We start from the raw sequence: 20,487 nt of genomic DNA on the forward strand, positions 1-20,487 counted from the left end.
AAGCAGCATCCTGCACTTTCTTTCAGGAGACCCCATGACCCCCGCCGCCAACGCCCCTGCCCCCGTCAACTACCAGACCCATCCGTCGCAATACCGCCACTGGAAGCTGAGCTTCAACGGCCCTGTGGCCACCCTGGGGGCCGACTTTGACGAAAACGCCGGCCTGCGCCCCGGCTACAAACTCAAGCTCAACAGCTACGACCTGGGTGTGGACGTGGAGTTGAACGACGCCATCAACCGCATCCGTTTCGAACACCCCGAGGTGCGCACCGTGGTGGTCACCAGCCTGAAGGACCGCGTGTTCTGCTCCGGCGCCAACATCTTCATGCTGGGCGTGTCCAGCCACGCCTGGAAGGTGAACTTCTGCAAGTTCACCAACGAAACCCGCAACGGCCTGGAAGACAGCTCCCGGCACAGCGGCCTGAAGTTCCTGGCCGCCGTCAACGGCGCCTGTGCAGGCGGCGGTTACGAGCTGGCCCTGGCCTGTGACGAAATCATTCTGGTGGACGACCGCTCCAGCGCCGTCAGCCTGCCCGAGGTGCCACTGCTGGGCGTGCTGCCCGGCACCGGCGGCCTGACCCGCGTGACCGACAAGCGCAAGGTGCGCCACGACCTGGCTGACATCTTCTGCACCACCAACGAAGGCGTGCGCGGCAAGAGGGCCAAGGAATGGCGTCTGGTGGACGACATCGCCAAGCCCGCCGAATTTGCCGCCAAGGTGCAGCAGCGTGCGCTGGAACTGGCCGCGCAGAGCGACCGTCCCGCCAACGCCAAGGGTGTGGAGCTGAAGCCCCTGAACCGCAGCATCGAAGCCGACGCCGTGCGTTACGGCAACGTCACGGTGGAGATCGACCGCGCCAAGCGCACCGCCACCTTCACGGTGAAGGCGCCCACCGGGGCGCAGCCCACCGATGTGGCCGGCATCGAAGCCGCGGGCGCCGACTGGTACCCCCTGGTGCTGGCCCGCGAGCTGGAAGACGCCATCCTGCACATGCGCACCAACGAGCTGGACATTGGCATGTGGCTGATCAAGACCCAGGGCGACACCGCCGCCGTGCTGGCCATGGACGCCGTGCTGGCCGCCCACCAGAACCACTGGTTCGTGCGTGAAACCATCGGCCTGCTGCGCCGCACCTTCAGCCGCCTGGACGTGAGCAGCCGCAGCCTGTTCGCACTGGTGGAAGCCGGTTCCTGCTTTGCCGGCAGCTTCCTGGAGCTGGCCCTGGCCTGCGACCGCATCTACCACCTGGCCCTGCCCGACGACGAAGCCAACGCCCCCAAGATCACCGTGGGTGAACTCAATTTCGGTGTCTACCCCATGGCCACCGACGAAAGCCGCCTGCAGCGCCGCTTCTACAACGAAGCCCCGGCCATGGACGCCGTGCGCACCAAGGTCGGCCAGCCGCTGGACGCCGACGCCGCCTTTGAACTGGGCCTGGTCACCAGCAACCCCGACGACATCGACTGGGACGACGAAGTGCGCATCGCCATCGAAGAACGTGTGGCCATGAGCCCCGACGCCCTGACCGGCATGGAAGCCAACCTGCGTTTCAACGGCCAGGAAAACATGGTGACCCGCGTGTTTGGCCGCCTGACCGCCTGGCAGAACTGGATCTTCCAGCGCCCCAACGCCGTGGGCGAGAAGGGGGCGCTCAAGGTCTACGGCAAGGGCGACAAGGCCGCTTTCGACTGGAATCGGGTCTGACGCTTTCAGAACAAGCGCAAGCAGCTACACATTTAATAGCAAACCAACACCCCGGAGACGCAGCATGTCCACCATCGACTACAGCGAAAAAATCCCCAACAACGTCAACCTGGCCGAAGACCGCACCCTGAAGCGCGCCCTGGAGCAGTGGCAGCCCAACTACCTGGACTGGTGGCAGGACATGGGGCCCAACGGCAGCCACCACTTCGACGTGTACCTGCGCACCGCCGTCAGCGTGGACCCGCAAGGCTGGGCCCAGTTCGGCCACGTGAAGATGCCCGACTACCGTTGGGGCATCTTCCTCAACCCCGCCGAGAAGGACCGCAAGATCCACTTCGGTGACCACAAGGGTGAAGACGCCTGGCAAGACGTGCCCGGCGAATACCGCGCCAACCTGCGCCGCATCATCGTCACCCAGGGAGACACCGAGCCCGCCAGCGTGGAGCAGCAGCGCCACCTGGGCCTGACCTGCCCCAGCCAGTACGACCTGCGCAACCTGTTCCAGGTGAACGTGGAAGAAGGCCGCCACCTGTGGGCCATGGTCTACCTGCTGCACAAGTACTTCGGCAAGGACGGACGCGAAGAAGGCGAAGCCCTGCTGGAGCGCCGCAGCGGCCAGACCGACAACCCCCGCATCCTCGAAGCCTTCAACGAAGAAACGCCCGACTGGCTGAGTTTCTTCATGTTCACCTACTTCACCGACCGCGACGGCAAGTTCCAGCTGTGCGCACTGGCCGAGAGCAGCTTCGACCCCCTGGCCCGCACCACCAAGTTCATGCTGACCGAAGAGGCGCACCACATGTTCGTGGGCGAGTCGGGCGTGGGCCGCGTCATCAACCGAACCTGCCAGGTGATGAACGAGCTGAAAACCGACGACCCCGCCAAGCTGCGTGCCGCCGGGGTGATCGACCTGCCCACCCTGCAGCGTTACCTGAACTTCCACTTCAGCGTCACCATCGACCTGTTCGGGGCCGATGAATCGTCCAATGCCGCCACCTTCTACAGCACCGGCCTCAAGGGCCGTTTCGAAGAAGGCAAGCGCACCGACGACCACCAGCTGCGCGGCCAGAGCTACCGCGTGCTGGAGGTGAAGAACGGCCAGCTGGGCGAGAAGGAAGTGCCCATGCTCAACGCCCTGAACGAGGTGCTGCGCGACGACTACATCAAGGACAGCATTGGCGGCGTGGAGCGCTGGAACAAGATCATCGAGAAGGCGGGCATCCCCTTCCGCCTGAGCGTGCCGCACAAGGCCTTCCACCGCAACATCGGCAGCCTGAAGGGCGTGAAGGTGTCGCCCGATGGCCGCGTGGTGAGCGAGGCCGAGTGGAACGCCCACCGCGACCAGTGGCTGCCCTCCGAGGCCGACCGCGCCTTTGTGGCCAGCCTCATGGGCCGCGTGGTCGAGCCCGGCAAATTCGCCAACTGGATCGCGCCGCCGGTGCTGGGCATCAACCGCCAGCCGGTCGAGTTCGAGTACGTGCGCTTCAACTGATTCCGCCTCCACAGGAACCGCCATGGACATGAGCGAAGCCCAGGTCGTCAAGCAACACCTGATCGACCCCGAAATCTGCATCCGCTGCAACACCTGCGAATCCATCTGCCCGGTGGGGGCCATCACCCACGATTCGCGCAACTACGTGGTGGATGTGGACAAATGCAACTGGTGCAACGACTGCATCTCGCCGTGTCCGACGGGCAGCATCGACAACTACCGCCGCGTGCCCAAGGCCCGCGCCTACACGCTGGACGAACAGCTGGGCTGGGACGTGCTGCCGCCGGAGTTGTCTGCCGCTGAACTGGCCGCGCTGGGCGCTGCTGCAGCCGACGCCCCGGAGGCCGCGACCGAACAGGCCGTGGCTGCACCGGCAACCGGCATGGATGCCGGGGCTGAGGCCCCCTTCAACAGCGCGCAGTACGGGGCCACGGTGCCGCCGTGGTCGGCTGCCCACGCCTACACCAACCTGTACGGCCCCAAGGCCGCCCAGAAGACGGTCGAGGCCACGGTGGTCGGCAACCTGCGCGTGACCGAGGTGGGCAAACAGGCGGGCATGGACTACGACACCCACCACGTCGTGCTGGATTTCGGGGCCATGCCGTTTCCCGTGCTGGAGGGGCAGAGCATCGGCATCATCCCGCCCGGGGTGGACGCCAGCGGCAAGCCCCACCATGCGCGGCAATACTCCATTGCCAGCCCGCGCAACGGCGAGCGCCCGGGGCACAACAACCTGTCGCTCACCATCAAGCGTGTGCTGGAAGACCACCAGGGCCAGCCGGTGCGCGGCGTGGCCAGCAACTACATGTGTGACCTCAAGGTGGGTGACAAGGTGCAGGTGATCGGCCCGTTCGGCGCCAGCTTCCTGATGCCCAACCACCCCAAGAGCCACATCGTGATGATCTGCACCGGCACCGGCAGCGCCCCCATGCGCGCCATGACCGAGTGGCGGCGGCGCTTGCGCCAAAAGGCGCTGCAAAGCGCCGACCGAAGCGCCGCGGCGTGTGGCCCCGAGTCCGGCAAGCTCATGCTGTTCTTCGGGGCCCGCACCCCGGCAGAGTTGCCGTACTTCGGCCCGCTGCAGAACCTGCCCAAGGACTTCATCGACATCAACTTTGCCTTCTCGCGCGAGGCGGGCAAACCCAAGCGGTATGTGCAGGACGCCCTGCGCGAACGCGCTGCCGACCTGGCCGCGCTGCTGGCCGACCCCAACGCCTGCTTCTACGTCTGCGGCTTGAAGGCCATGGAAGAAGGCGTGGTGCTGGCCCTGCGCGACATTGCCACCCAGGCCGGGCTGGACTGGGACACCGTGGGCGCGGCCCTCAAGCGCGAGGGACGGCTGCACCTGGAAACCTATTGATGCTGTACTCCACCCTCACCCTCACCGCCCGCGCCCCCGGCGTGGCGCAAATCACCATGAACCGCCCGGCGGTGTTCAACGCCTTTGACGAGGCCATGATCGCCGAGCTGGACCTGGCCTTTGCCTCGCTGGAGGCCGATGCCGCGGTGCGCGTCATCGTGCTGGCCGGGGCGGGCAAACACTTCAGCGCCGGGGCCGATTTGCAGTGGATGCAGCGCGCCTCGCAGGCCGACCGCGAGTGGAACGAGGCCGACGCCCGCAAGTTCGCGGGCATGTTGTCGCGCATTGCCCAATGCCCCAAGCCCACCGTGGCCCGGGTGCAGGGCGCTGCGCTGGGCGGTGGCGTGGGCCTGACGGTGGCGTGTGACATCGCCGTGGCGGCCGACAACGCCAGCTTTTCCGTCAGCGAGGCCCGGTTCGGCATCCTGCCCTCGGTCATTGGGCCTTACGTGGTCAACGCCGTGGGCAAGCGCCAGGCCCTGCGCCTGGCCCTCACCGCCACCCGCGTGGGCACCGCCGAGGCGCTGGCCATGGGGCTGGTGCAGCAGGTGGTGCCCACTTCCCCCGATCTGCCCGAGTTGACCGAGCTGGATGCCGCGGTGGACACCGTGGTGGCCGAACTGCTGGCCTGCGGCCCGCAGGCTCAGGTGGAAATCAAGCGCCTGTTTGCCCAACTGGCCGTGGGGCCCGTCACGCCCGACGTGCGCGACCTCACCGCCCGCACCATTGCCCGCGTGCGCGGCACCGACGAGGCCCGCGAGGGTTTTGCCGCCTTCCTGGCCAAACGGCCTGCCCCCTGGACGCCCAACGCATGACCGCCTCTTTGCAACACACCCCGGTGCTCGTGGTGGGCGCCGGCATCATGGGCGCGGGCATTGCCCAGGTGGCTGCCCAGGCCAAGCACCCCGTGTGCCTGTTCGACGCCCGCCCGGGCGCCGCCGCCCAGGCCAAGGCCCAGCTGCACACCACGCTCAACGGCTTGGTGGCCAAGGGCAAGTTGGGGGCTGACGCCGCGGCGGATGCGCTGGCGCGCATCACCCCGGTGGACACCCTGAGCCAGGCCACCGCCCTGTGGCCCATCGGGCTGGTGGTCGAGGCCATCGTGGAACAGCTGGACGCCAAGCGCGGCCTGTTCCGCGAGCTGGAGGCCCTGGTGTCGCCCGACTGCGTGCTGGCCACCAACACCTCGTCCATTTCGGTCACCGCCATCGCCAACGGCCTGGCGCGACCGCAGCGGCTGGTGGGCATGCACTTCTTCAACCCCGTGCCGCTGATGAAGCTGGTGGAGGTGGTGTCGGGCCTGCAAACCGCGCCCGAGGTGGCCCAGGCCATCTTCGAGCTGTCCACGCTGTGGGGCAAGACGCCGGTGCACGCCCGGTCCACGCCGGGCTTCATCGTCAACCGCATTGCGCGCCCCTACTACGCCGAAACCCTGGCGCTGCTGCAAGAGCAGGCGGCCCCGCCCGCCGTGCTGGACGCCTGCCTGCGCGCCGCGGGTTTTCGCATGGGGCCGTGCGAGCTGATGGACCTGATCGGGCACGACACCAACTTCTCGGTCACCCAATCGGTGTACGAGGCCAACTTCTTCGACAAGCGTTTTGTGCCCTCGCTGGTGCAGCGCGAGCTGGTGGACGGCGGCCTGCTGGGCCGCAAGAGTGGGCAGGGCTTTTACCGCCACGGCCCCGGGGCACCCAACCCGGCGGACGCGCTGCCCGCATTCCAGCCCGCACCGTGGCCCGACACCGCCACCGTGGCCCAGGTCGTGCTGGCCGGGCAGGGGCCGGTGGCCGAGTGGTTGGCCGCCCGGCTGGACGCGGCCCTGGCCACGCGGGGCGAAAGCGGTCAGCCCGGCCTGGCCATCAGCCGCGACCCGTCGGCCAACGGGGTGGGGTTGGACCTGATCGGCCCGCACGGCAGCCTGCGCCTGTGCATGACCGATGGCCGCCCGGCCACCCTGCATCCGCATGCCAACACCGTGGTGTTCGACCTGCCGCTGTGGGCCAAGGCCCCCGGGGCGGTGCTGGCCTGCGCCGCCTCGCGCCGGGCCTCGGCCCCGGCTCAGGCGCTGGCCCTGCAGGTGCTGCGAGCCCTGGGCTGCAACCCGGTGGCGCTGTCGGCCACCGCCGAGGTGGCTGCGTTGCCGGTGGCCCGCACCGTGGCCATGCTGATCAACGAAGCCGCCGACGCCGTGCACCAAGGCGTGTGCACCGAGGCCGGGGCCGACACCGCCATGAAGCTGGGCGTGAACTACCCCGCCGGGCCGTTCGAGTGGCTGGCCGCGTGGGACGCGGGCGCGGTGGTGCGCCTGCTGGACGCGCTGGACGCCCACCACCGCGGCGAACGCTACCGCGTCAGCCCGGGGCTGCGCTGGCGTGCGGTGGTGTGATTTTTGCAAGCTTTTTTGGCATCTACCGCTTTATTTAAAAGCGCAAGCAGCTATGAAATTTGAAGAATTTGCCGCAGGCCAGGTCATCGAAGCCGGGCCGTATGTGCTGACCGAACCCGAGCTGCTGGCCTTTGCCCGCGACTGGGACCCGCAGTGGTTCCACACCGACCCCGAAGCCGCCGCCCAAGGCCCCCACGGCGGCCTGATCGCCAGCGGCTGGCAGACCTGCGGCATCGCCATGAAGCTGGCGGTGCAGGCGGCGCTGGAGGGCTCCGAGTCCTTCGCCTCGCCCGGCCTGGCCTACGTGAAATGGACGCACCCCGTGCGTGCGGGCGACGCACTGCGGCTGAAAGCCACCGTGCTGGACACCCGCCGCTCGGCCCGCCAGCCCACGCTGGGCATCCTGCGCTGGCGCTGGCAGCTGTTCAACCAGGCCGACACCCAGGTGCTGGACCTGGAAGCCACCAGCCTGTTCAAGCTGCCAGCCTGAATTTGCCCGGTAGCCCCCATCCCCCCCCCCGGAGACGTTTGTCCATGTCCACCCAAGCCTTCATCTGCGACGCCATCCGCACCCCCTTTGGCCGCTACGGCGGTGCCCTCAGCAGCGTGCGCACCGACGACCTGGGGGCCATCCCCCTCAAGGCGCTGATGGCCCGCAACCCCCAGGTGGACTGGGCCGTGCTGACCGACGTGCTGTACGGCTGCGCCAACCAGGCCGGAGAAGACAACCGCAACGTGGCCCGCATGAGCAGCCTGCTGGCCGGGCTGCCGCTGGAGGTGCCGGGGGCCACCCTCAACCGCCTGTGCGGCTCGGGGCTGGACGCGGTGGGCACGGCGGCCCGGGCCATCAAGGCCGGGGAGGCGGGGCTGATGATCGCGGGCGGCGTGGAGAGCATGAGCCGCGCCCCCTTCGTCATGCCCAAAGCAGATGCCGCCTTCAGCCGCAACAACGCGGTGTACGACACCACCATCGGCTGGCGCTTCGTCAACAAGCTGATGAAGGCGCAGTACGGCGTCGATTCCATGCCCGAAACCGCCGAGAACGTGGCCGTGGATTTCCACATCGAGCGCGAGGCGCAAGACCTCATGGCCCTGAACAGCCAGCTGCGCGCCGTGGCGGCCATCGAGGCCGGGCACCTGGCCCGCGAAATCTGCCCCGTCACCCTCCCGCAAAAGAAGGGTGACCCGCTGGTGGTGGACACCGACGAACACCCCCGCACCACCAGCCTGGAGGCCCTGGCCAAGCTCAAAGGCGTGGTGCGCCCCGATGGCAGCGTGACCGCCGGCAACGCCAGCGGCGTGAACGACGGTGCCTGCGCCCTGCTGCTGGCCGACGAAGCCACTGCCGCCAAGAACGGCCTCACGCCCAAGGCCCGCGTGGTGGGCATGGCCACCGCCGGGGTGGCCCCGCGCATCATGGGCATCGGCCCGGCCCCGGCCACGCAAAAGCTGCTGGCGCAGACCGGGCTGACGCTGGCGCAACTGGATGTGATCGAACTCAACGAAGCCTTTGCCGCCCAGGGCCTGGCCGTGCTGCGCCTGCTGGGCCTGAAGGACGACGACGAGCGCGTCAACGCCTGGGGCGGCGCCATCGCCCTGGGCCACCCGCTGGGCGCCAGCGGCGCCCGGCTGGCCACCACCGCCATCAACCGCCTGCACGCCACCGGCGGGCGCTACGCGCTGTGCACCATGTGCATCGGCGTGGGGCAGGGCATTGCGCTGGTGTTGGAGCGGGTGTGAGTGACCGGGCCAACGGCTCGGCACCTCAGCTCACATGACGGGCCACACCCGTGGCCGCCACGGGCGTGTCGCCCGGGTGGTGGCCCAGCGAATAGGGGATGGAGACAAACGCGCTCAGCGCCACGACAAACAGCGTGGGCAGCACAGCGCGCAGAACGGACTGGACAAACGACTTCAGATGGGCGTTCATGGCGGCACCTTGTGGGGTTGGGGTGTGGGCATGATGGAGCCGACCCGCTGAATGGGGTCTGAAGTCCGGGTTCAGGTGCGGTTCACCCGGCCTGTGTCGCGTGCCTGCGGGTGGCGATAGACTGCCCGCATGAGCACCGAGCAGACCCCTTCCCCCCTCACCCATTTCGACGCCCAAGGCCAGGCCCACATGGTGGACGTGGGCGACAAGGCCCACACCCGCCGCGTGGCGGTGGCCGAGGGGCGCATCCGCATGTTGCCCGCCACGCTGGCGCTGGTGCAAAGCGGCACCGCCAAGAAGGGCGACGTGCTGGGCGTGGCCCGCATTGCGGGCATCCAGGCAGCCAAGAAAACCAGCGACCTCATTCCCCTGTGCCACCCCATTGCCCTCACGCGGGTGGCGGTGGAGTTCGAGGTGGAGCCCGACACCCACAGCGTGCGCTGCCGCGCCACCACCGAGTGCACCGGCCAGACCGGCGTGGAAATGGAAGCCCTGACGGCCTGCAGCGCCGCCCTGCTCACCATTTACGACATGTGCAAGGCCGCCGACCGTGGCATGGTGATGTCCGACATCCGCCTGCTGGAAAAGCTGGGCGGCAAGAGCGGCCACTTTGTGGCCGGGGCCTGAGGGCCTGAACCACTGAGCGCCGCAACGGCGGCCTTCACTCTGCAGGGCCGATGGTGAGCGCGACGTGGCTCACCCCCGCCGCGCCCAGGTCCACCTGGCCGGTGATGTGGTCGCCCGGCACCACCGCGCCCACGCCTTCGGGGGTGCCGGTGTAGATCAGGTCGCCGGGTTGCAGGTGGTAGTAGGTGGACAGGTCGGCAATGATTTCGCGCACGTTCCAGATCAGCTTGCTCACGTCCGAGCTTTGCTGGGTGACACCGTTCACGCTCAGCGCGATGGCCCCGCTGTCGATCAACACACCCGGCAGGGGCACGATGTCGGCACACACCGAGCCCTGCTCGATGTCCTTGCCCGTGTCCCAGGGGCGGCCTTTGTCGCGGGCCACCAGCTGCAGGTCGCGGCGCGTCATGTCCAGCCCGGCGGCGCAGCCGTACACCAGGGTGTGGGCGTCGGCCTCGGTCACCCGAAAGCCCGGCTTACCGATGGCCACCACCAGCTCCATCTCGAAGTGGTAGTTGCGGGTGCGGGGCGGGTAGGCCACGGTGGCGCCGCTGTCCACCAGCGTCTGGGGCGACTTGGTGAAATAGAACGGTTGCTCCACGCTTTTGTCCACCGGGCGGCCCATTTCCACCGCATGGGCGTGGTAGTTGCGCCCCACGCAGAAGATGCGGTTCACGGGAAAACGCTCGGCCAGGCCCCGCACGGGCAGGCTGGGGAGGGGTGGCGGGTTGAACAGGTAAGACACGGGGGTGGCGGTCATGGGTTTTCAGCCTCGGTTTTCGTACACACCCAGCTTGCGGTGCAAGGGCGATTCATCGGCCATGAAGACATAGGCCGGGGCGTGGGGGGCGCGGTTGGTCAAGGTCACGGCGGTGTAGCCGGGGGCGCAGCAGGTGTCGGCCTCGGCCAGGGTGAAGGTGGTGGCGTTTTCCCCGGCGTTGCCCACGGTCACGGCCACGCTGCCTTCGATGGGGTGGAACACACACGAGGGGGAGCGGGCGGGCAGGCGCAGCGTCTGGCCGGGGCGCAGCATCAGGGCGTAGTAGCCCAGGTTGTTCTGTGCATCGGCCCCGGTTTCGGGGTTGATGTAGGTGATTTGCACCGCCTCCAGCGCGGGCTGGTCGGCGGCCATGGCTTGCAGCGCGGCCTTGGCGTCGGCCCAGGGGTAGCGCAGCATGGGGTAACCGCCGTGGGCGTGGGTGGCCCCGCTGCCCCCGTTCTGGCGGACGAACAGCGGGGTGGGGGCCACACCCCCACGGGCGTACAGGCGGTCGCCCTGGCCGGGCTGGGGTTGCTGGCGTTGGCCTTCGATGGCGTAGGAGGTTTCGGCGTAATAGATGACGGGCAGGTCCAACACGTCCAGCCACACCACGGGCTGGGTGCCCGCGTGTTCATGCTCGTGCCACAGGCCGGTGGGGGTCAGGATCAGGTCGCCGCGTTGCATGGGGCAGCGCTCGCCGTCCACCGTGGTGAAGGCCCCTTCACCCTCCACCACCATGCGCACGGCGTTGGGGGTGTGGCGGTGGCTGGGGGCCCATTCGCCGGGCAGCAGCAGCTGCATGCCCAAATACATGGCGGGGCTGGCCTTCATGTTGTCCAGGCCGTGGCCAGGGTTGGCCAGCACCAGCACGCGGCGCTCGGCCTTGTCCATGGGGGTCAGCTCGCCCGCACGCATCAGCAGCGGGCGCAGCGACTGGTAAGGCCAGTGGGTGGGCTGGGTGCGGCGGGTGGGCACGCCCGGGGGCAGCACGGCACGCAGGCTGGGCCACAGGGGCACCAGGTTGAGGGCGGAGAGTTCGTCGCGGTAGGACTGGGGCAGGTCTTCCAGTCGGCCCAATGCATGGCTCATGTTTATTCCCTTATTGATAGCTGCTTGCGCTTTTCTATAAAGCGACAGAGGCCAATTTCATGCCTGATTCAGGCAGTTGTTCACGTTCCAGCCGTAGAGCCACGCCATGGCGTCGTAGAAGCGCTCCTGGCTGCGGCCTTTCCACAGGCTGTTGCGCACCAAGCGTTCCACCCCGGCGGCGTGGTAAATGCGGCCCATCTCCCGGCCACTGAGCACGATGCGGGCGGTGCGGGTCACGCGGTTCTTCTGGTACAGGGCCAGGGCGGCGTCCCAGTCGTGTCCTTGCGCCGTGCGGGACACGCGCAGCGCTTCGCCCAGGGTGACGGCGTCTTCCAGCGCCATGCAGGCACCCTGGGCCATGTACTGGGTGGTGGGGTGGGCGGCGTCGCCCAGCAGGGTGGCGCGGCCAAACACCCAGGTGCCAATGGGCTCGCGGTCGGCGGTGGCCCAGCGGCGCCAGCTTTTGGGCAGCTCGATCAGCTGGCGGGCTTTGGGGCAGATGCCTTGGAAGTAGCTTTCCACCTCTTCCTTGCTGCCGTCGGTCACGCCCCACTGCTCGGGCTGGCGGCTGTGGAAGGTGACCACCACGTTGTACTGCTCGCCCCCGCGCAGCGGGTAATGCACCAGGTGGCATTTGGGGCCGGCCCACAGGCTGGCGGCGTTCCACTTCAGGTTGTCGGGGAAGTCGGCCTGGTCCACCACGGCGCGGTACACCACGTGGCCGGTGATGCGGGGCGGATCGTTCACGTACTGGGCGCGCACCACGCTTTTGCCGCCATCGGCCCCGATCAGGGCCTGGCCTTGCCAGCGTTTGCCATGCTGGTCGATGGCGGTCACGGTGCCGCTGGCCTCGTCCTGCTCGACCTTTTCGATGCGCGTGCTGGTGAAGAACTCGACGCGCCCGGTTTCCACCGCGCCTTCCAGCAGCGAGGTGTGGATGTCCACGCGGTGAATCACGGCATACGGGTTGCCAAAGCGCTGGCGGAAGGCCTCGCCGGTTTCCAGGCGGCCCACCAGGGTTTCGTCCAGGGCGTCGTGCATCACCATGCAGTCGGTGTAGACGGCGCGGCCCCGGGCCTTGTCGCCCACGCCCAGGGCATCAAACGCATGGAAGGCGTTGGGCCCCAGCTGGATGCCCGCGCCAATTTCGCCAATCTCCGCGGCCTGTTCGAACACCTGCACGTGGAAACCCTGGCGCACCAGCGCCAGCGCCGCGGCCAGGCCGCCGATGCCGCCGCCGGACACCAGCACCGGCAGGGGAGAGGGGGATGTGCTCATGCGTGTGCTCCTATGTAATGTGTGCTGATAATCAGCATGCTGATGAAGTGTAGCGATATCATCAGCATGCTGACGAGTTGGTGTTTTCCCTGAGCTTCCCCCACCCTGCCTGCACAGATCTGCCATGAGCCCTTCCCCCTCTCCGCTGGCCCTGGATGTTTTGCCCGGGCCCTACATCCGCCGCTTGCAGCAGATTGCGGTGGCCCTGTTTGTGGCCGAAACCGAGGGCTGGGGCCTCACGCCGGTGCAATACGGGGCCTTGTTGACGGTCAGCCGCCAACCGGGGGTGGACCAGCGCACCCTGGCCAGCCTGCTGGGGCTGGACACCTCCACCACCGCCGGGGTGGTGGACCGGCTGGAGGCCCGCGGCTGGTTGCGCCGGGGGGCGTCGTCCACCGACAAGCGGGTCAAGCTGCTCAGCGCCACTGCCGAAGGCGTGGCCCTGCTGGCCGAGGTGGAGGACCGGGTGCTGGCGGCGCAGGCCCGCATCCTGTCGCCGCTGTCGCCCGAGGAGCAGGGGCTGTTCATGCGCATGCTGCGCACCCTGGTGGACACACATGCCCAGGCCGGGGAAGGCCCGTCCGACGGCCAGCCCGCCTGAGCGACCGCCCACGAACGGGTCAAGTCCGGCCCTGCAAGGCCGATAAGCCCTCATGTTCAGCATGATTCGGGGGTGAAGACCATGGACGTTTCCACACAAGGGCTGGTGCAGGTGGCCACCGCCATGGCCGACGCGCAGACCAGCCAGGCCATCCAGGTCAGCGTGCTCAAGAAGGCCCTCAACGCCGAAGCCTCCGGTGCCCTGGCCTTGCTGCAAGCGCTGCCCACCACGGGCGAACTGCCCCTGGCCACCGAGGGCAACCTGGGCACCCAGGTCAACGTGCTGGCCTGAGCCGAGGGCGGAATAACGGGGCGTTTGCCCGGTTGATGCGGGTTTAGCCCCCACAGCCCCCCGGTACATTGCATGGCAGCGCGTGAAAAAACGTCCGGCCATGACACCCCAAACTCCCCTTCGCCCTTCCGTGCGCCAGCGCCTGACCCGCAAGGTCCAGGGTGGTGTGATCGCTGTGCTGCTGGCTGCGCAAGCCGGATGCACCACGCTGGACGTGCCCCGGGCTGAAAACTACCCCGCCACCGACCAGCTCAAGGCCCGCGCCGTGCACCACTGGAACGTGCTGGCCGACGACGTGGCCATGCGCATATCTGCCTCGGCTTTGCCCGCGGTGCCAGATGCCTCCGGGGCCTACCACCTGGAGTCCAGCACGGTGTCGCCGTTTCACCGGGCGTTTTCCAGCCTGCTGCTGACGCGGCTGGTCAACAGCGGTGTGCCCATGTCCACCCAGCCCACCGAGGGCCACAAGGTGCACGCCCGCATCGTGTTCGACGTGCAGGTGGTGCAGCACCGCAGCAGCGCCTTCAACGCGCCCCAATTCCCGCTCACCTTCCTGGCGGCGGGGCTGTCGGTGTTGCGCGGCATGTACCTCTACCCCCCCACCGAACTGGGCGGGGCAGCCCTGGGCCTGGCCGCGGCCACAGGCATGGACCTGGCGCAGCAGCACCTGTCGGGACAAGCTCTGGGCGGCCCCACCCGCACCGAGTTGCTGGTGTCCACCACGGTGGAACAAGGGCCGCGCATCGTGGCGCGCACGTCCGACATCTACTACATCGACGCCGCCGACGCCTCGCTGTTCCTGGAGCCCCCGCCCCCGCCGCCGCCAGCCCCGGTCAAACAATGGAAGGTGATCGGGTCATGAAGCGCCGCACCTTTGCTGGGGCCTTGACCCTGATGGTGTCCCTGACGGCCTCCCTGCTGGGGGGCTGTGCGTCGGTGGACGAGGGCCTGGGCTCCAACCTCATCGTGGTCAACCACCGGGCCACCGACGCCCTGATGCAAAAGGTCAAGCTCGACCCGTCGCAGCCCGTGCTGGTGGCCACCCTGGTCGATCAGGAAGACCTGGGTGAATCCTCGCGTTTGGGGCGGCTGTTTTCCGAGCACATTGCCAGCCGCCTGGCCTCGCAGGGGGCGAGGGTGGTGGAGCTGAAGCTGCGCGAGCAGCTTTTCATGAAACAGACCACGGGGGCCCTGCTGCTGTCGCGCGAGGTGCGCGACGTCAGTCAGTCGCACAACGCGCAGGCGGTGGTGGTGGGCACCTACACCTCGTCGGGGCAGACGCTGTACGTCAGTCTGAAACTGGTGCGCCCCGAGGGCAACACCGTGATGGCCGCGCACGACTACGCGCTGCCCCTCAACGCCAACATCAAAGGCTTGTTGCGCTGAAACAGGGGGGGCGGGGCGCATGCCCGCCCCGGCACAGCGGCTGGGGTGCCGCCGCGTCAGTGGGTCAGTGGATGTTGTAGCGGTTCAGCACGCCACGGATCGTGGAAGCCAGGTCGTCGGCGTGGAACTTGGCCACGTAGCCATCGGCCCCCACCTTGCGCACATGGTCTTCGTTGGTGGCACCGGTCAGCGAGGAGTGGATCACCACCGGCAGGTTGCGGAACCGCGGGTCCTGCTTGATGTTGCGGGTGAGGGTGAAACCGTCCATTTCGGGCATTTCCAGGTCGGTCAGCACCATGGCCACACGGTCGGTGATGGTTTGGCCGTTGGACTCGGCGTCGGCCGCCATGTGCTGCAGGCGCTCCCAGGCCTCCTGCCCCGACTTGGTCATGACGTACGCCACCCCCATGGCCTTCAGGCCCGATTCGATCATGGCGCGGGCCACGAAGGAGTCGTCGGCGGCCAGCACCACGGTGCCGGGTTTGATCTTGACCACGGGCCCCACATCGGCGGGGTCCACTTCAGCTTCTTCGCTGGGCATGATTTCGCCCAGAATGGACTCCACGTCCAGCACCTGGGCCAGCCGCGAGCCGGTCACGTTGCCATCGAGGCGGGCAATGCTGGTGACCTTGCCGCCTTGGGCGCCGCGCTCGGCAGGCAGCACCTGCCCCCATTCCATGCGCACGATGTCTTCCACGCTTTCCACGGCAAACGCCTGGGTGGTGCGGGCGAATTCGGTGACCAGCATGATGTTCAACCCGGTTTCGGGCGTGACACCGATGACCGCTGGCAGGTCGATCACGGGGATGATCTGGCCGCGCAGGTTGACCATGCCCAGCATGTGTTTGGACGATCCGGCCATTTCGGTGATTTCGGGCATGGCCACGATTTCGCGGATCTTGAACACGTTGATGCCATACAGCTCTGACTGACCGCCCGGCTTCACCACCCCCAGCCGGAACAACAACATCTCGAATTTGTTGGAACTGGTCAGGTTCGACCGTTCGTCCACTTCTTGTTGAATGGAATGGGTGCTCATGCCGGGATCCTGTGAAAAAATGCGATTGACGGACAACAAATGCCGATGAGCCATTCTAGGAGGGTCTGTTACCCCCGGGCAATGATCGGCACTGCTTTTGTTGTTTGTCTTGTGTCAATCGGCTTTTTCTCACGGAGCGTCCCATGCCAACCCTGTCGTCGATCGCCCAGTCTGGCTTGCAGGCCGCGCAGGCGCGCTTGAACGCCTCGGCCAGCAACGTCGCCAACCTCCAGACCCCGGGTTACAAACCCGTGGCTGTGCAGGCCCAACCCCAGCCGCAGGGCGGCGTGGTGGTCAACTTCAGCCGGGCCGCCACCGAAGGCGTGGCCCTGGAAGAAGAAGTGGTGGCCCAGATGCAGGCCAAGACCGATTTCATGGCCAACCTGCAGGTGCTCAAAACCGCCGACCAGGTCATGGGCAGCCTGCTCGACGCCAAAGCCTGAGCCTGCTGGTCCCCTCGCCATCCACCGCCCCCGACCGATCCTGACCGTTTTGCTGGTTCCTGTTCTGAGTTCGCCTCGCGCGCCCCTCCCTTGTCACTGACCGGCCCCCTTGAAAGCGAGGCCGATGCCCGCGTGCGCGTTGCCATGGCGTCGTTCGACGCGGCCTTGCAGCGCCTGCCAGGCCTGGTCAGCCGCCCCGGCCAGCGCCAGATGGCCGAGCAGGTGGCCCGCACCTTTGCCGAAGCCGAATTGGGTGGCCCCCGCGACCCCCTGCCGGTGCTGGGCGCCGAGGCCGAACCCGCCCCCGACGTGCCAGGCCGCCGCCTGGCCGTGGTACAGGCCGGCACCGGCGTGGGCAAGTCGCTGGCCTACAGCGCCCCGGCCATCGCTCTGGCTTTGGCGCGCAACGCCCGGGTGCTGATCTCCACCGCCACTGTGGCCCTGCAAGAGCAACTGGTGAACAAGGACCTGCCCGCGCTGGCCTCGGTGTGGCCGCAACCCTTCAAATTTGCCCTGGCCAAAGGCCGGGGGCGTTATGTGTGCCGCCTGAAGCTGGAGCGCCAGCTGGGCGGTGACCCGGTCGAGGCCGACGACGACCTGTTTGCCGACGCCGCCGCCCAGGCCGCGGAACGGGCGTCCACCCAAGCCCAGGTCCAGGCCGCCGAGCGCCCCGTGCGCTGGCAGACCTGGGCGCAGGCCCTGGCCAGCGGCTCCTGGGACGGCGACCGCGACAGCCTGCCCACCACCCCCGACGCTGCCGACTGGCTGCCGGTGGCCGCCGAAGCCGCCTCGTGCACCGGCAAACACTGCCCGCTGTTCAACGGCTGCACCTATTTCGAGCGGCGCAAGGAGCTGGTGGGGGCGCAGGTGATCGTGGTCAACCACGACCTGCTGCTGTCCTCCCTGGGCGCGCGGGTGTTGCCCGAGTTGGACCAAAGCCTACTGGTGCTGGACGAAGCCCACCACCTGCCCGCCGTGGCGCTGGACCAGTTCACCGGAAGCGCCGACCTCACCCGCCTGCGCTGGGTGGACCAGTTGGCCCAGCGGGGCTTGCAGGTGGGCGCGGCGCTGTACCTGTCCGACGCGGTGGATTCACCCAAGCTCGCCGCCCAGTTGCGCCTGGCCGTGCAGGAGCTGGCCCGCTGGGTGGTGGACCACCTGCGCCCCGACACTTCTTCAGGCGCCCGCCCCCACGACGCCCCAGGTGCGGGCGGCTTCCGCGCCCGGCGGGGCGGTGCACCCACGCCTGTGCGTGAAGGGCCGGTCCAGGTGCGCCTGCCCAAGGGCCTGCTGCCTGACGGCATGGCCGAACACTGGCAGGCTGTGCTGGATGCCGCCGATGCCTGGTTGGCCCACCTGGCCGGGCTGGCCAAGGTGCTCAAGGCCGAAATCAAGGACAAGCCCGAGGATGCCCGCCGCCTGTCGCAGCTGTACGCCCAGATGGGCACGCTGGCCCCGCGGCTGGAGGGACTGGCCGACTGCGCCCGCCTGTTCCTCTCGGGCCTGGAGCCGCAGCAACCGCCGGTGGCCAAGTGGCTGGACTTCCAGTTCAGCGGCGAGCAGCTGAACGTGCGTGCCCACGCCAGCCCCACGCTGCCGGGCAACGTGTTGCGCCAGCACCTGTGGCCCCGAGTGCGGGCGGCGGTGCTGACCTCGGCCACGCTCACCTCGTGTGGCAAGTTCGACTTCTTTCTGGCCGAAAGCGGCCTGAACAACGACCCCGGTGCCACTGCGCTGGAGGTGCCCAGCCCCTTCGACTTTGCCCGCCAGGGCCGTTTTGAAGTGGCCGCCACCCGGGCCGACCCGCGTGATGCCGCCGCCTTCACCGCCGACATGCTGCGCCTGCTCATGGCCGACCTGGCCGAGGTGGACGGCGGGGCCCTGGTGCTGTTCACCTCCCGCGACCAGATGCGCCAGGCCACCGACCAGTTGCCCGACCGCCTGCGCCCCTATGTGCTGGTGCAGGGCGAATGGCCGCGCACCGTGTTGCTGCAGCGCCACCGCCAGGCGGTGGGGCGGGGCGAGCGGTCCATCATCTTCGGCATGCAGTCGTTTGGCGAAGGGCTGGACCTGCCCGGAGCGCTGTGTGCCCACCTGTTCATTGCCAAACTGCCGTTTTCCTCACCCGACGACCCGGTGGGCCAGGCCCGTGCCGAATGGCTGGAGGCCCAGGGTCGCAACCCCTTCATGGAGCTGACCGTGCCCGCCACCTCGGTGCGCCTGGCACAGTGGGCGGGCCGCGCCATCCGCACCGAAACCGACCAGGCCCACATCGTCTGTTACGACCGCCGTCTGCTGTCCACCCCCTACGGCCAGCGCCTGCTGCAAGGCCTGCCCCCGTTCACCCAGGTGCGCCGTGGCGATGTTTGAAGTTTTTTCAGGCTCTACCGCTTTTCCTGATTCAGTTGCTTGCTATGGTTTTGAAGAATTCTGATGCCCCCGTTTCGCCGCAACTGGGCTTGGCCTTTGGGGATGAGTTCGAGCAGGCGCTGCCGCCCGCTCCGCCCAAGGCCCCCCGTGCCCGCCGCAAACCCGCCGCGACAACCCCCGCGGCGGCAGTGCCAACGGCGCCGCCCGCGGTGGCTTCGGTGGCGCCGGTCGCCCTGGCGCAGCAGATCTCCAGCGCCGCAGCGGGGGCCGTGGCGGCCCCTCCCGTAGCCGCGGAAAGCGTGCCTGTCGTGCCGCCAGCGCTGTCGCCCGAAGGCATGGCCCAGGCGCTGGACGCCCACCCCGACTACCGCGTGCTGCGCCGCCTGGTGCCCACGCTGGACTTTGGCCCCGCGCCCGAGGGGGCCGATCTGGCGCAGGTGCTGGTGCTGGACACCGAAACCACCGGGCTGGACGCGTCGCGTGACAGCGTCATCGAACTGGCGCTGCTGCGCGTGGCGGTGGATCGGCGCACCGGCCAGCCCTTCGGCCCGGTGCAGGTGTACGACGGGCTGGAAGACCCGGGCCGCCCGCTGCCCGCCGAGATCGTGAAGATCACCGGCATCACCGACGCCCTGCTGGCCGGGCAGCGGCTGGACGATGCCCGTGTGACCGAGCTGCTGCACGGCGTGGACCTGGTGGTGGCCCACAACGCCGGGTTCGACCGCCCGTTTGTGGAAGCCCGCTGCCCCCACTTTGCCGCACGGGCCTGGGCCTGTTCGTGGGCCGACCTGGACTGGAAAGCCCTGGGCCAGGGCAGTGCCAAGCTCGAAAGCCTGGCCCTGGGTTTGGGCCTGTTCTACGACGCCCACCGCGCCGAGACCGACTGCCATGCCCTGCTGGCGGTGCTGAGCCGACCCGCCAGCGCCTTTGGCGAGGGCGCTTCCACGCCCTCGGAAACCCCGGCACCCACCCTGCTGGCCGAGCTGCTGCAAGCGGCCCGGCAGCCGCAACACCGCTTGCAGGCCACGGGCGCGCCGTTCGAGGCCAAGGACGCGCTCAAGGCCCGCGGTTACCGCTGGGACGGCAACCAGCGCGTGTGGGGCACGGTGCTGCGCACCGAGGCCGCGTTGCGGGCCGAGCTGCGCTGGCTGGCCGACGCGGTGTACGGTGGCCGGGCGGTGCGCGTGCGGGTGGAAACCCTGGACGCCCACCACCGCTACAGCCCGCGCCCGGGCGAGGTGTCCATGCGGGCGGTGGGCGGGAACGACGGGCTCGATGATGGGTCTACCGAAGCGCCGTCCCGCGAGGCGGGGGCCTGAACAAGCAAGGACCGACTGTGTTGACCGATGTGCTGAACCGCCTCTGGCGGGTGTTTTGGATGCTGGTGGCGGGGGCCTTGGTGCTCACCGTGGCCGGGGTGCTGCTGCTGTTCACCCTGGCGTTTTTGGGGGTGGTGTGGCTGCGGGCCTTGCTCACCGGCCAGCCCTTTGGCTGGCGGGGCTGGCAGCAGACGGCGGCGTCCAAGGTGTGGCGGCAGTACCAGCGGCGTTACACCACCACCGATGGCGGGGCGTCGGCCACGGCCACCGAGGTGGTGGATGTGGAATTCCGCGAGGTGTCGCCCCGCGCCCACACCGCCGAAGCGGCCACCGACGTGGAGCCCCGCCGCATTGAAGCGTCCGACCCCGGTCACCCCAAGACCTGAAGACCCTTCGCCCTGAAGCGGGCCT

General features: G+C 68.4%; 21 protein-coding genes. 16 read left to right on the plus strand and 5 right to left on the minus strand.

Annotation, left to right across the window (positions count from 1 at the left end):
- The first annotated feature begins 34 nt into the window (after positions 1-34).
- From boxC to pcaF, 7 genes are all read left to right on the plus strand, one after another.
- Positions 35-1,705: a 2,3-epoxybenzoyl-CoA dihydrolase gene (gene boxC / locus ACYVB7_RS15100; RefSeq protein ID WP_460509190.1), complete on the plus strand. Its 1,671-nt coding sequence runs from the start codon at positions 35-37 to the stop codon at positions 1,703-1,705.
- Positions 1,706-1,769: 64 nt separating this feature from the next.
- Positions 1,770-3,197: a benzoyl-CoA 2,3-epoxidase subunit BoxB gene (boxB, locus tag ACYVB7_RS15105; RefSeq protein WP_460509193.1), complete on the plus strand. Its 1,428-nt coding sequence runs from the start codon at positions 1,770-1,772 to the stop codon at positions 3,195-3,197.
- A 22-nt stretch (positions 3,198-3,219) separates the two neighbouring features.
- Positions 3,220-4,557: a benzoyl-CoA 2,3-epoxidase subunit BoxA gene (gene boxA / locus ACYVB7_RS15110; protein ID WP_460509196.1), complete on the plus strand. Its 1,338-nt coding sequence runs from the start codon at positions 3,220-3,222 to the stop codon at positions 4,555-4,557.
- The gene (locus tag ACYVB7_RS15115; RefSeq protein WP_460509198.1) at positions 4,557-5,372 is read left to right on the plus strand and encodes a Clp protease/crotonase-like domain-containing protein; all 816 of its coding nucleotides are present in this window, start codon (positions 4,557-4,559) and stop codon (positions 5,370-5,372) included. The genes boxA and ACYVB7_RS15115 overlap by 1 nt, the downstream gene beginning before the upstream one ends.
- Complete coding sequence (locus ACYVB7_RS15120) at positions 5,369-6,943, plus strand: 3-hydroxyacyl-CoA dehydrogenase (RefSeq protein ID WP_460509200.1); 1,575 nt, start codon at positions 5,369-5,371, stop codon at positions 6,941-6,943. The genes ACYVB7_RS15115 and ACYVB7_RS15120 overlap by 4 nt, the downstream gene beginning before the upstream one ends.
- Positions 6,944-6,995: 52 nt before the next feature.
- Positions 6,996-7,433, plus strand: coding sequence for a MaoC family dehydratase (locus ACYVB7_RS15125; protein ID WP_460509203.1), 438 nt, complete (start codon positions 6,996-6,998; stop codon positions 7,431-7,433).
- A 44-nt stretch (positions 7,434-7,477) separates the two neighbouring features.
- Positions 7,478-8,683, plus strand: coding sequence for a thiolase family protein (pcaF, locus tag ACYVB7_RS15130; protein WP_460509206.1), 1,206 nt, complete (start codon positions 7,478-7,480; stop codon positions 8,681-8,683).
- Between the two features lie 25 nt (positions 8,684-8,708).
- Here pcaF and ACYVB7_RS15135 read toward each other — a convergent pair whose 3' ends face one another.
- Complete coding sequence (locus ACYVB7_RS15135; RefSeq protein WP_460509209.1) at positions 8,709-8,873, minus strand: hypothetical protein; 165 nt, start codon at positions 8,871-8,873, stop codon at positions 8,709-8,711.
- A gap of 129 nt (positions 8,874-9,002) precedes the next feature.
- Between ACYVB7_RS15135 and moaC the strand changes: the two genes are divergently transcribed.
- Positions 9,003-9,500, plus strand: coding sequence for a cyclic pyranopterin monophosphate synthase (moaC, locus tag ACYVB7_RS15140; RefSeq protein WP_460509211.1), 498 nt, complete (start codon positions 9,003-9,005; stop codon positions 9,498-9,500).
- A gap of 34 nt (positions 9,501-9,534) precedes the next feature.
- Here the strand turns inward: moaC and ACYVB7_RS15145 are convergent, their stop codons facing one another.
- From ACYVB7_RS15145 to ACYVB7_RS15155, 3 genes are read right to left on the minus strand one after another with little or no spacing between them, the layout of a single operon-like run.
- A complete protein-coding gene (locus tag ACYVB7_RS15145; RefSeq protein ID WP_460509214.1) occupies positions 9,535-10,260 on the minus strand; it encodes a fumarylacetoacetate hydrolase family protein in 726 nt (241 codons plus the stop codon).
- Positions 10,261-10,266: 6 nt separating this feature from the next.
- Positions 10,267-11,349 (minus strand): cupin domain-containing protein, encoded by a 1,083-nt coding sequence (locus tag ACYVB7_RS15150; RefSeq protein WP_460509216.1) that lies wholly within the window; start codon positions 11,347-11,349, stop codon positions 10,267-10,269.
- 57 nt (positions 11,350-11,406) lie between these two features.
- Positions 11,407-12,627, minus strand: coding sequence for a 3-hydroxybenzoate 6-monooxygenase (locus ACYVB7_RS15155; protein ID WP_460509219.1), 1,221 nt, complete (start codon positions 12,625-12,627; stop codon positions 11,407-11,409).
- 124 nt (positions 12,628-12,751) lie between these two features.
- Between ACYVB7_RS15155 and ACYVB7_RS15160 the strand changes: the two genes are divergently transcribed.
- The 4 genes from ACYVB7_RS15160 (at position 12,752) to ACYVB7_RS15175 (ending at position 14,905) form a co-directional block, all read left to right on the plus strand.
- Positions 12,752-13,228, plus strand: a complete 477-nt coding sequence (locus tag ACYVB7_RS15160; RefSeq protein WP_460509221.1) for a MarR family winged helix-turn-helix transcriptional regulator — start codon at positions 12,752-12,754, stop codon at positions 13,226-13,228.
- An 81-nt stretch (positions 13,229-13,309) separates the two neighbouring features.
- Positions 13,310-13,519: a YjfB family protein gene (locus tag ACYVB7_RS15165; protein ID WP_460509223.1), complete on the plus strand. Its 210-nt coding sequence runs from the start codon at positions 13,310-13,312 to the stop codon at positions 13,517-13,519.
- Positions 13,520-13,619: 100 nt separating this feature from the next.
- Complete coding sequence (locus tag ACYVB7_RS15170) at positions 13,620-14,381, plus strand: hypothetical protein (RefSeq protein ID WP_460509225.1); 762 nt, start codon at positions 13,620-13,622, stop codon at positions 14,379-14,381.
- Positions 14,378-14,905 (plus strand): FlgO family outer membrane protein, encoded by a 528-nt coding sequence (locus ACYVB7_RS15175; protein WP_460509227.1) that lies wholly within the window; start codon positions 14,378-14,380, stop codon positions 14,903-14,905. The genes ACYVB7_RS15170 and ACYVB7_RS15175 overlap by 4 nt, the downstream gene beginning before the upstream one ends.
- Before the next feature lie 64 nt (positions 14,906-14,969).
- Here the strand turns inward: ACYVB7_RS15175 and ACYVB7_RS15180 are convergent, their stop codons facing one another.
- Positions 14,970-15,944: a chemotaxis protein gene (locus ACYVB7_RS15180; RefSeq protein ID WP_460509229.1), complete on the minus strand. Its 975-nt coding sequence runs from the start codon at positions 15,942-15,944 to the stop codon at positions 14,970-14,972.
- Positions 15,945-16,087: 143 nt separating this feature from the next.
- Between ACYVB7_RS15180 and ACYVB7_RS15185 the strand changes: the two genes are divergently transcribed.
- From ACYVB7_RS15185 to ACYVB7_RS15200, 4 genes are all read left to right on the plus strand, one after another.
- Positions 16,088-16,387, plus strand: a complete 300-nt coding sequence (locus ACYVB7_RS15185) for a flagellar basal body rod protein FlgC (RefSeq protein ID WP_460509232.1) — start codon at positions 16,088-16,090, stop codon at positions 16,385-16,387.
- Between the two features lie 144 nt (positions 16,388-16,531).
- Entirely contained in the window at positions 16,532-18,757 is a 2,226-nt protein-coding gene (dinG, locus tag ACYVB7_RS15190) for an ATP-dependent DNA helicase DinG (protein ID WP_460509326.1), read from the plus strand.
- Positions 18,758-18,801: 44 nt separating this feature from the next.
- Entirely contained in the window at positions 18,802-20,076 is a 1,275-nt protein-coding gene (locus tag ACYVB7_RS15195; protein ID WP_460509234.1) for a 3'-5' exonuclease, read from the plus strand.
- 20 nt (positions 20,077-20,096) lie between these two features.
- Positions 20,097-20,462 (plus strand): hypothetical protein, encoded by a 366-nt coding sequence (locus tag ACYVB7_RS15200; RefSeq protein WP_460509237.1) that lies wholly within the window; start codon positions 20,097-20,099, stop codon positions 20,460-20,462.
- Positions 20,463-20,487 lie beyond the last annotated feature (25 nt).

The organism is Hydrogenophaga soli, assembly GCF_054777695.1.

Excerpts from the sequence above, each read along its gene's own strand:
- ACYVB7_RS15145 (WP_460509214.1), bottom strand. The coding sequence starts at position 10,260 with ATGACCGCCACCCCCGTGTCTTACCTGTTCAACCCGCCACCCCTCCCC.
- ACYVB7_RS15165 (WP_460509223.1), top strand. The coding sequence starts at position 13,310 with ATGGACGTTTCCACACAAGGGCTGGTGCAGGTGGCCACCGCCATGGCC.
- ACYVB7_RS15135 (WP_460509209.1), bottom strand. The coding sequence starts at position 8,873 with ATGAACGCCCATCTGAAGTCGTTTGTCCAGTCCGTTCTGCGCGCTGTG.
- ACYVB7_RS15195 (WP_460509234.1), top strand. The coding sequence starts at position 18,802 with ATGGTTTTGAAGAATTCTGATGCCCCCGTTTCGCCGCAACTGGGCTTG.
- ACYVB7_RS15170 (WP_460509225.1), top strand. The coding sequence starts at position 13,620 with ATGACACCCCAAACTCCCCTTCGCCCTTCCGTGCGCCAGCGCCTGACC.
- ACYVB7_RS15115 (WP_460509198.1), top strand. The coding sequence starts at position 4,557 with ATGCTGTACTCCACCCTCACCCTCACCGCCCGCGCCCCCGGCGTGGCG.
- moaC (WP_460509211.1), top strand. The coding sequence starts at position 9,003 with ATGAGCACCGAGCAGACCCCTTCCCCCCTCACCCATTTCGACGCCCAA.
- ACYVB7_RS15150 (WP_460509216.1), bottom strand. The coding sequence starts at position 11,349 with ATGAGCCATGCATTGGGCCGACTGGAAGACCTGCCCCAGTCCTACCGC.
- ACYVB7_RS15155 (WP_460509219.1), bottom strand. The coding sequence starts at position 12,627 with ATGAGCACATCCCCCTCTCCCCTGCCGGTGCTGGTGTCCGGCGGCGGC.
- ACYVB7_RS15160 (WP_460509221.1), top strand. The coding sequence starts at position 12,752 with ATGAGCCCTTCCCCCTCTCCGCTGGCCCTGGATGTTTTGCCCGGGCCC.
- ACYVB7_RS15180 (WP_460509229.1), bottom strand. The coding sequence starts at position 15,944 with ATGAGCACCCATTCCATTCAACAAGAAGTGGACGAACGGTCGAACCTG.
- boxB (WP_460509193.1), top strand. The coding sequence starts at position 1,770 with ATGTCCACCATCGACTACAGCGAAAAAATCCCCAACAACGTCAACCTG.
- ACYVB7_RS15120 (WP_460509200.1), top strand. The coding sequence starts at position 5,369 with ATGACCGCCTCTTTGCAACACACCCCGGTGCTCGTGGTGGGCGCCGGC.
- pcaF (WP_460509206.1), top strand. The coding sequence starts at position 7,478 with ATGTCCACCCAAGCCTTCATCTGCGACGCCATCCGCACCCCCTTTGGC.
- boxA (WP_460509196.1), top strand. The coding sequence starts at position 3,220 with ATGGACATGAGCGAAGCCCAGGTCGTCAAGCAACACCTGATCGACCCC.
- boxC (WP_460509190.1), top strand. The coding sequence starts at position 35 with ATGACCCCCGCCGCCAACGCCCCTGCCCCCGTCAACTACCAGACCCAT.
- ACYVB7_RS15185 (WP_460509232.1), top strand. The coding sequence starts at position 16,088 with ATGCCAACCCTGTCGTCGATCGCCCAGTCTGGCTTGCAGGCCGCGCAG.
- ACYVB7_RS15175 (WP_460509227.1), top strand. The coding sequence starts at position 14,378 with ATGAAGCGCCGCACCTTTGCTGGGGCCTTGACCCTGATGGTGTCCCTG.
- dinG (WP_460509326.1), top strand. The coding sequence starts at position 16,532 with ATGGCGTCGTTCGACGCGGCCTTGCAGCGCCTGCCAGGCCTGGTCAGC.
- ACYVB7_RS15125 (WP_460509203.1), top strand. The coding sequence starts at position 6,996 with ATGAAATTTGAAGAATTTGCCGCAGGCCAGGTCATCGAAGCCGGGCCG.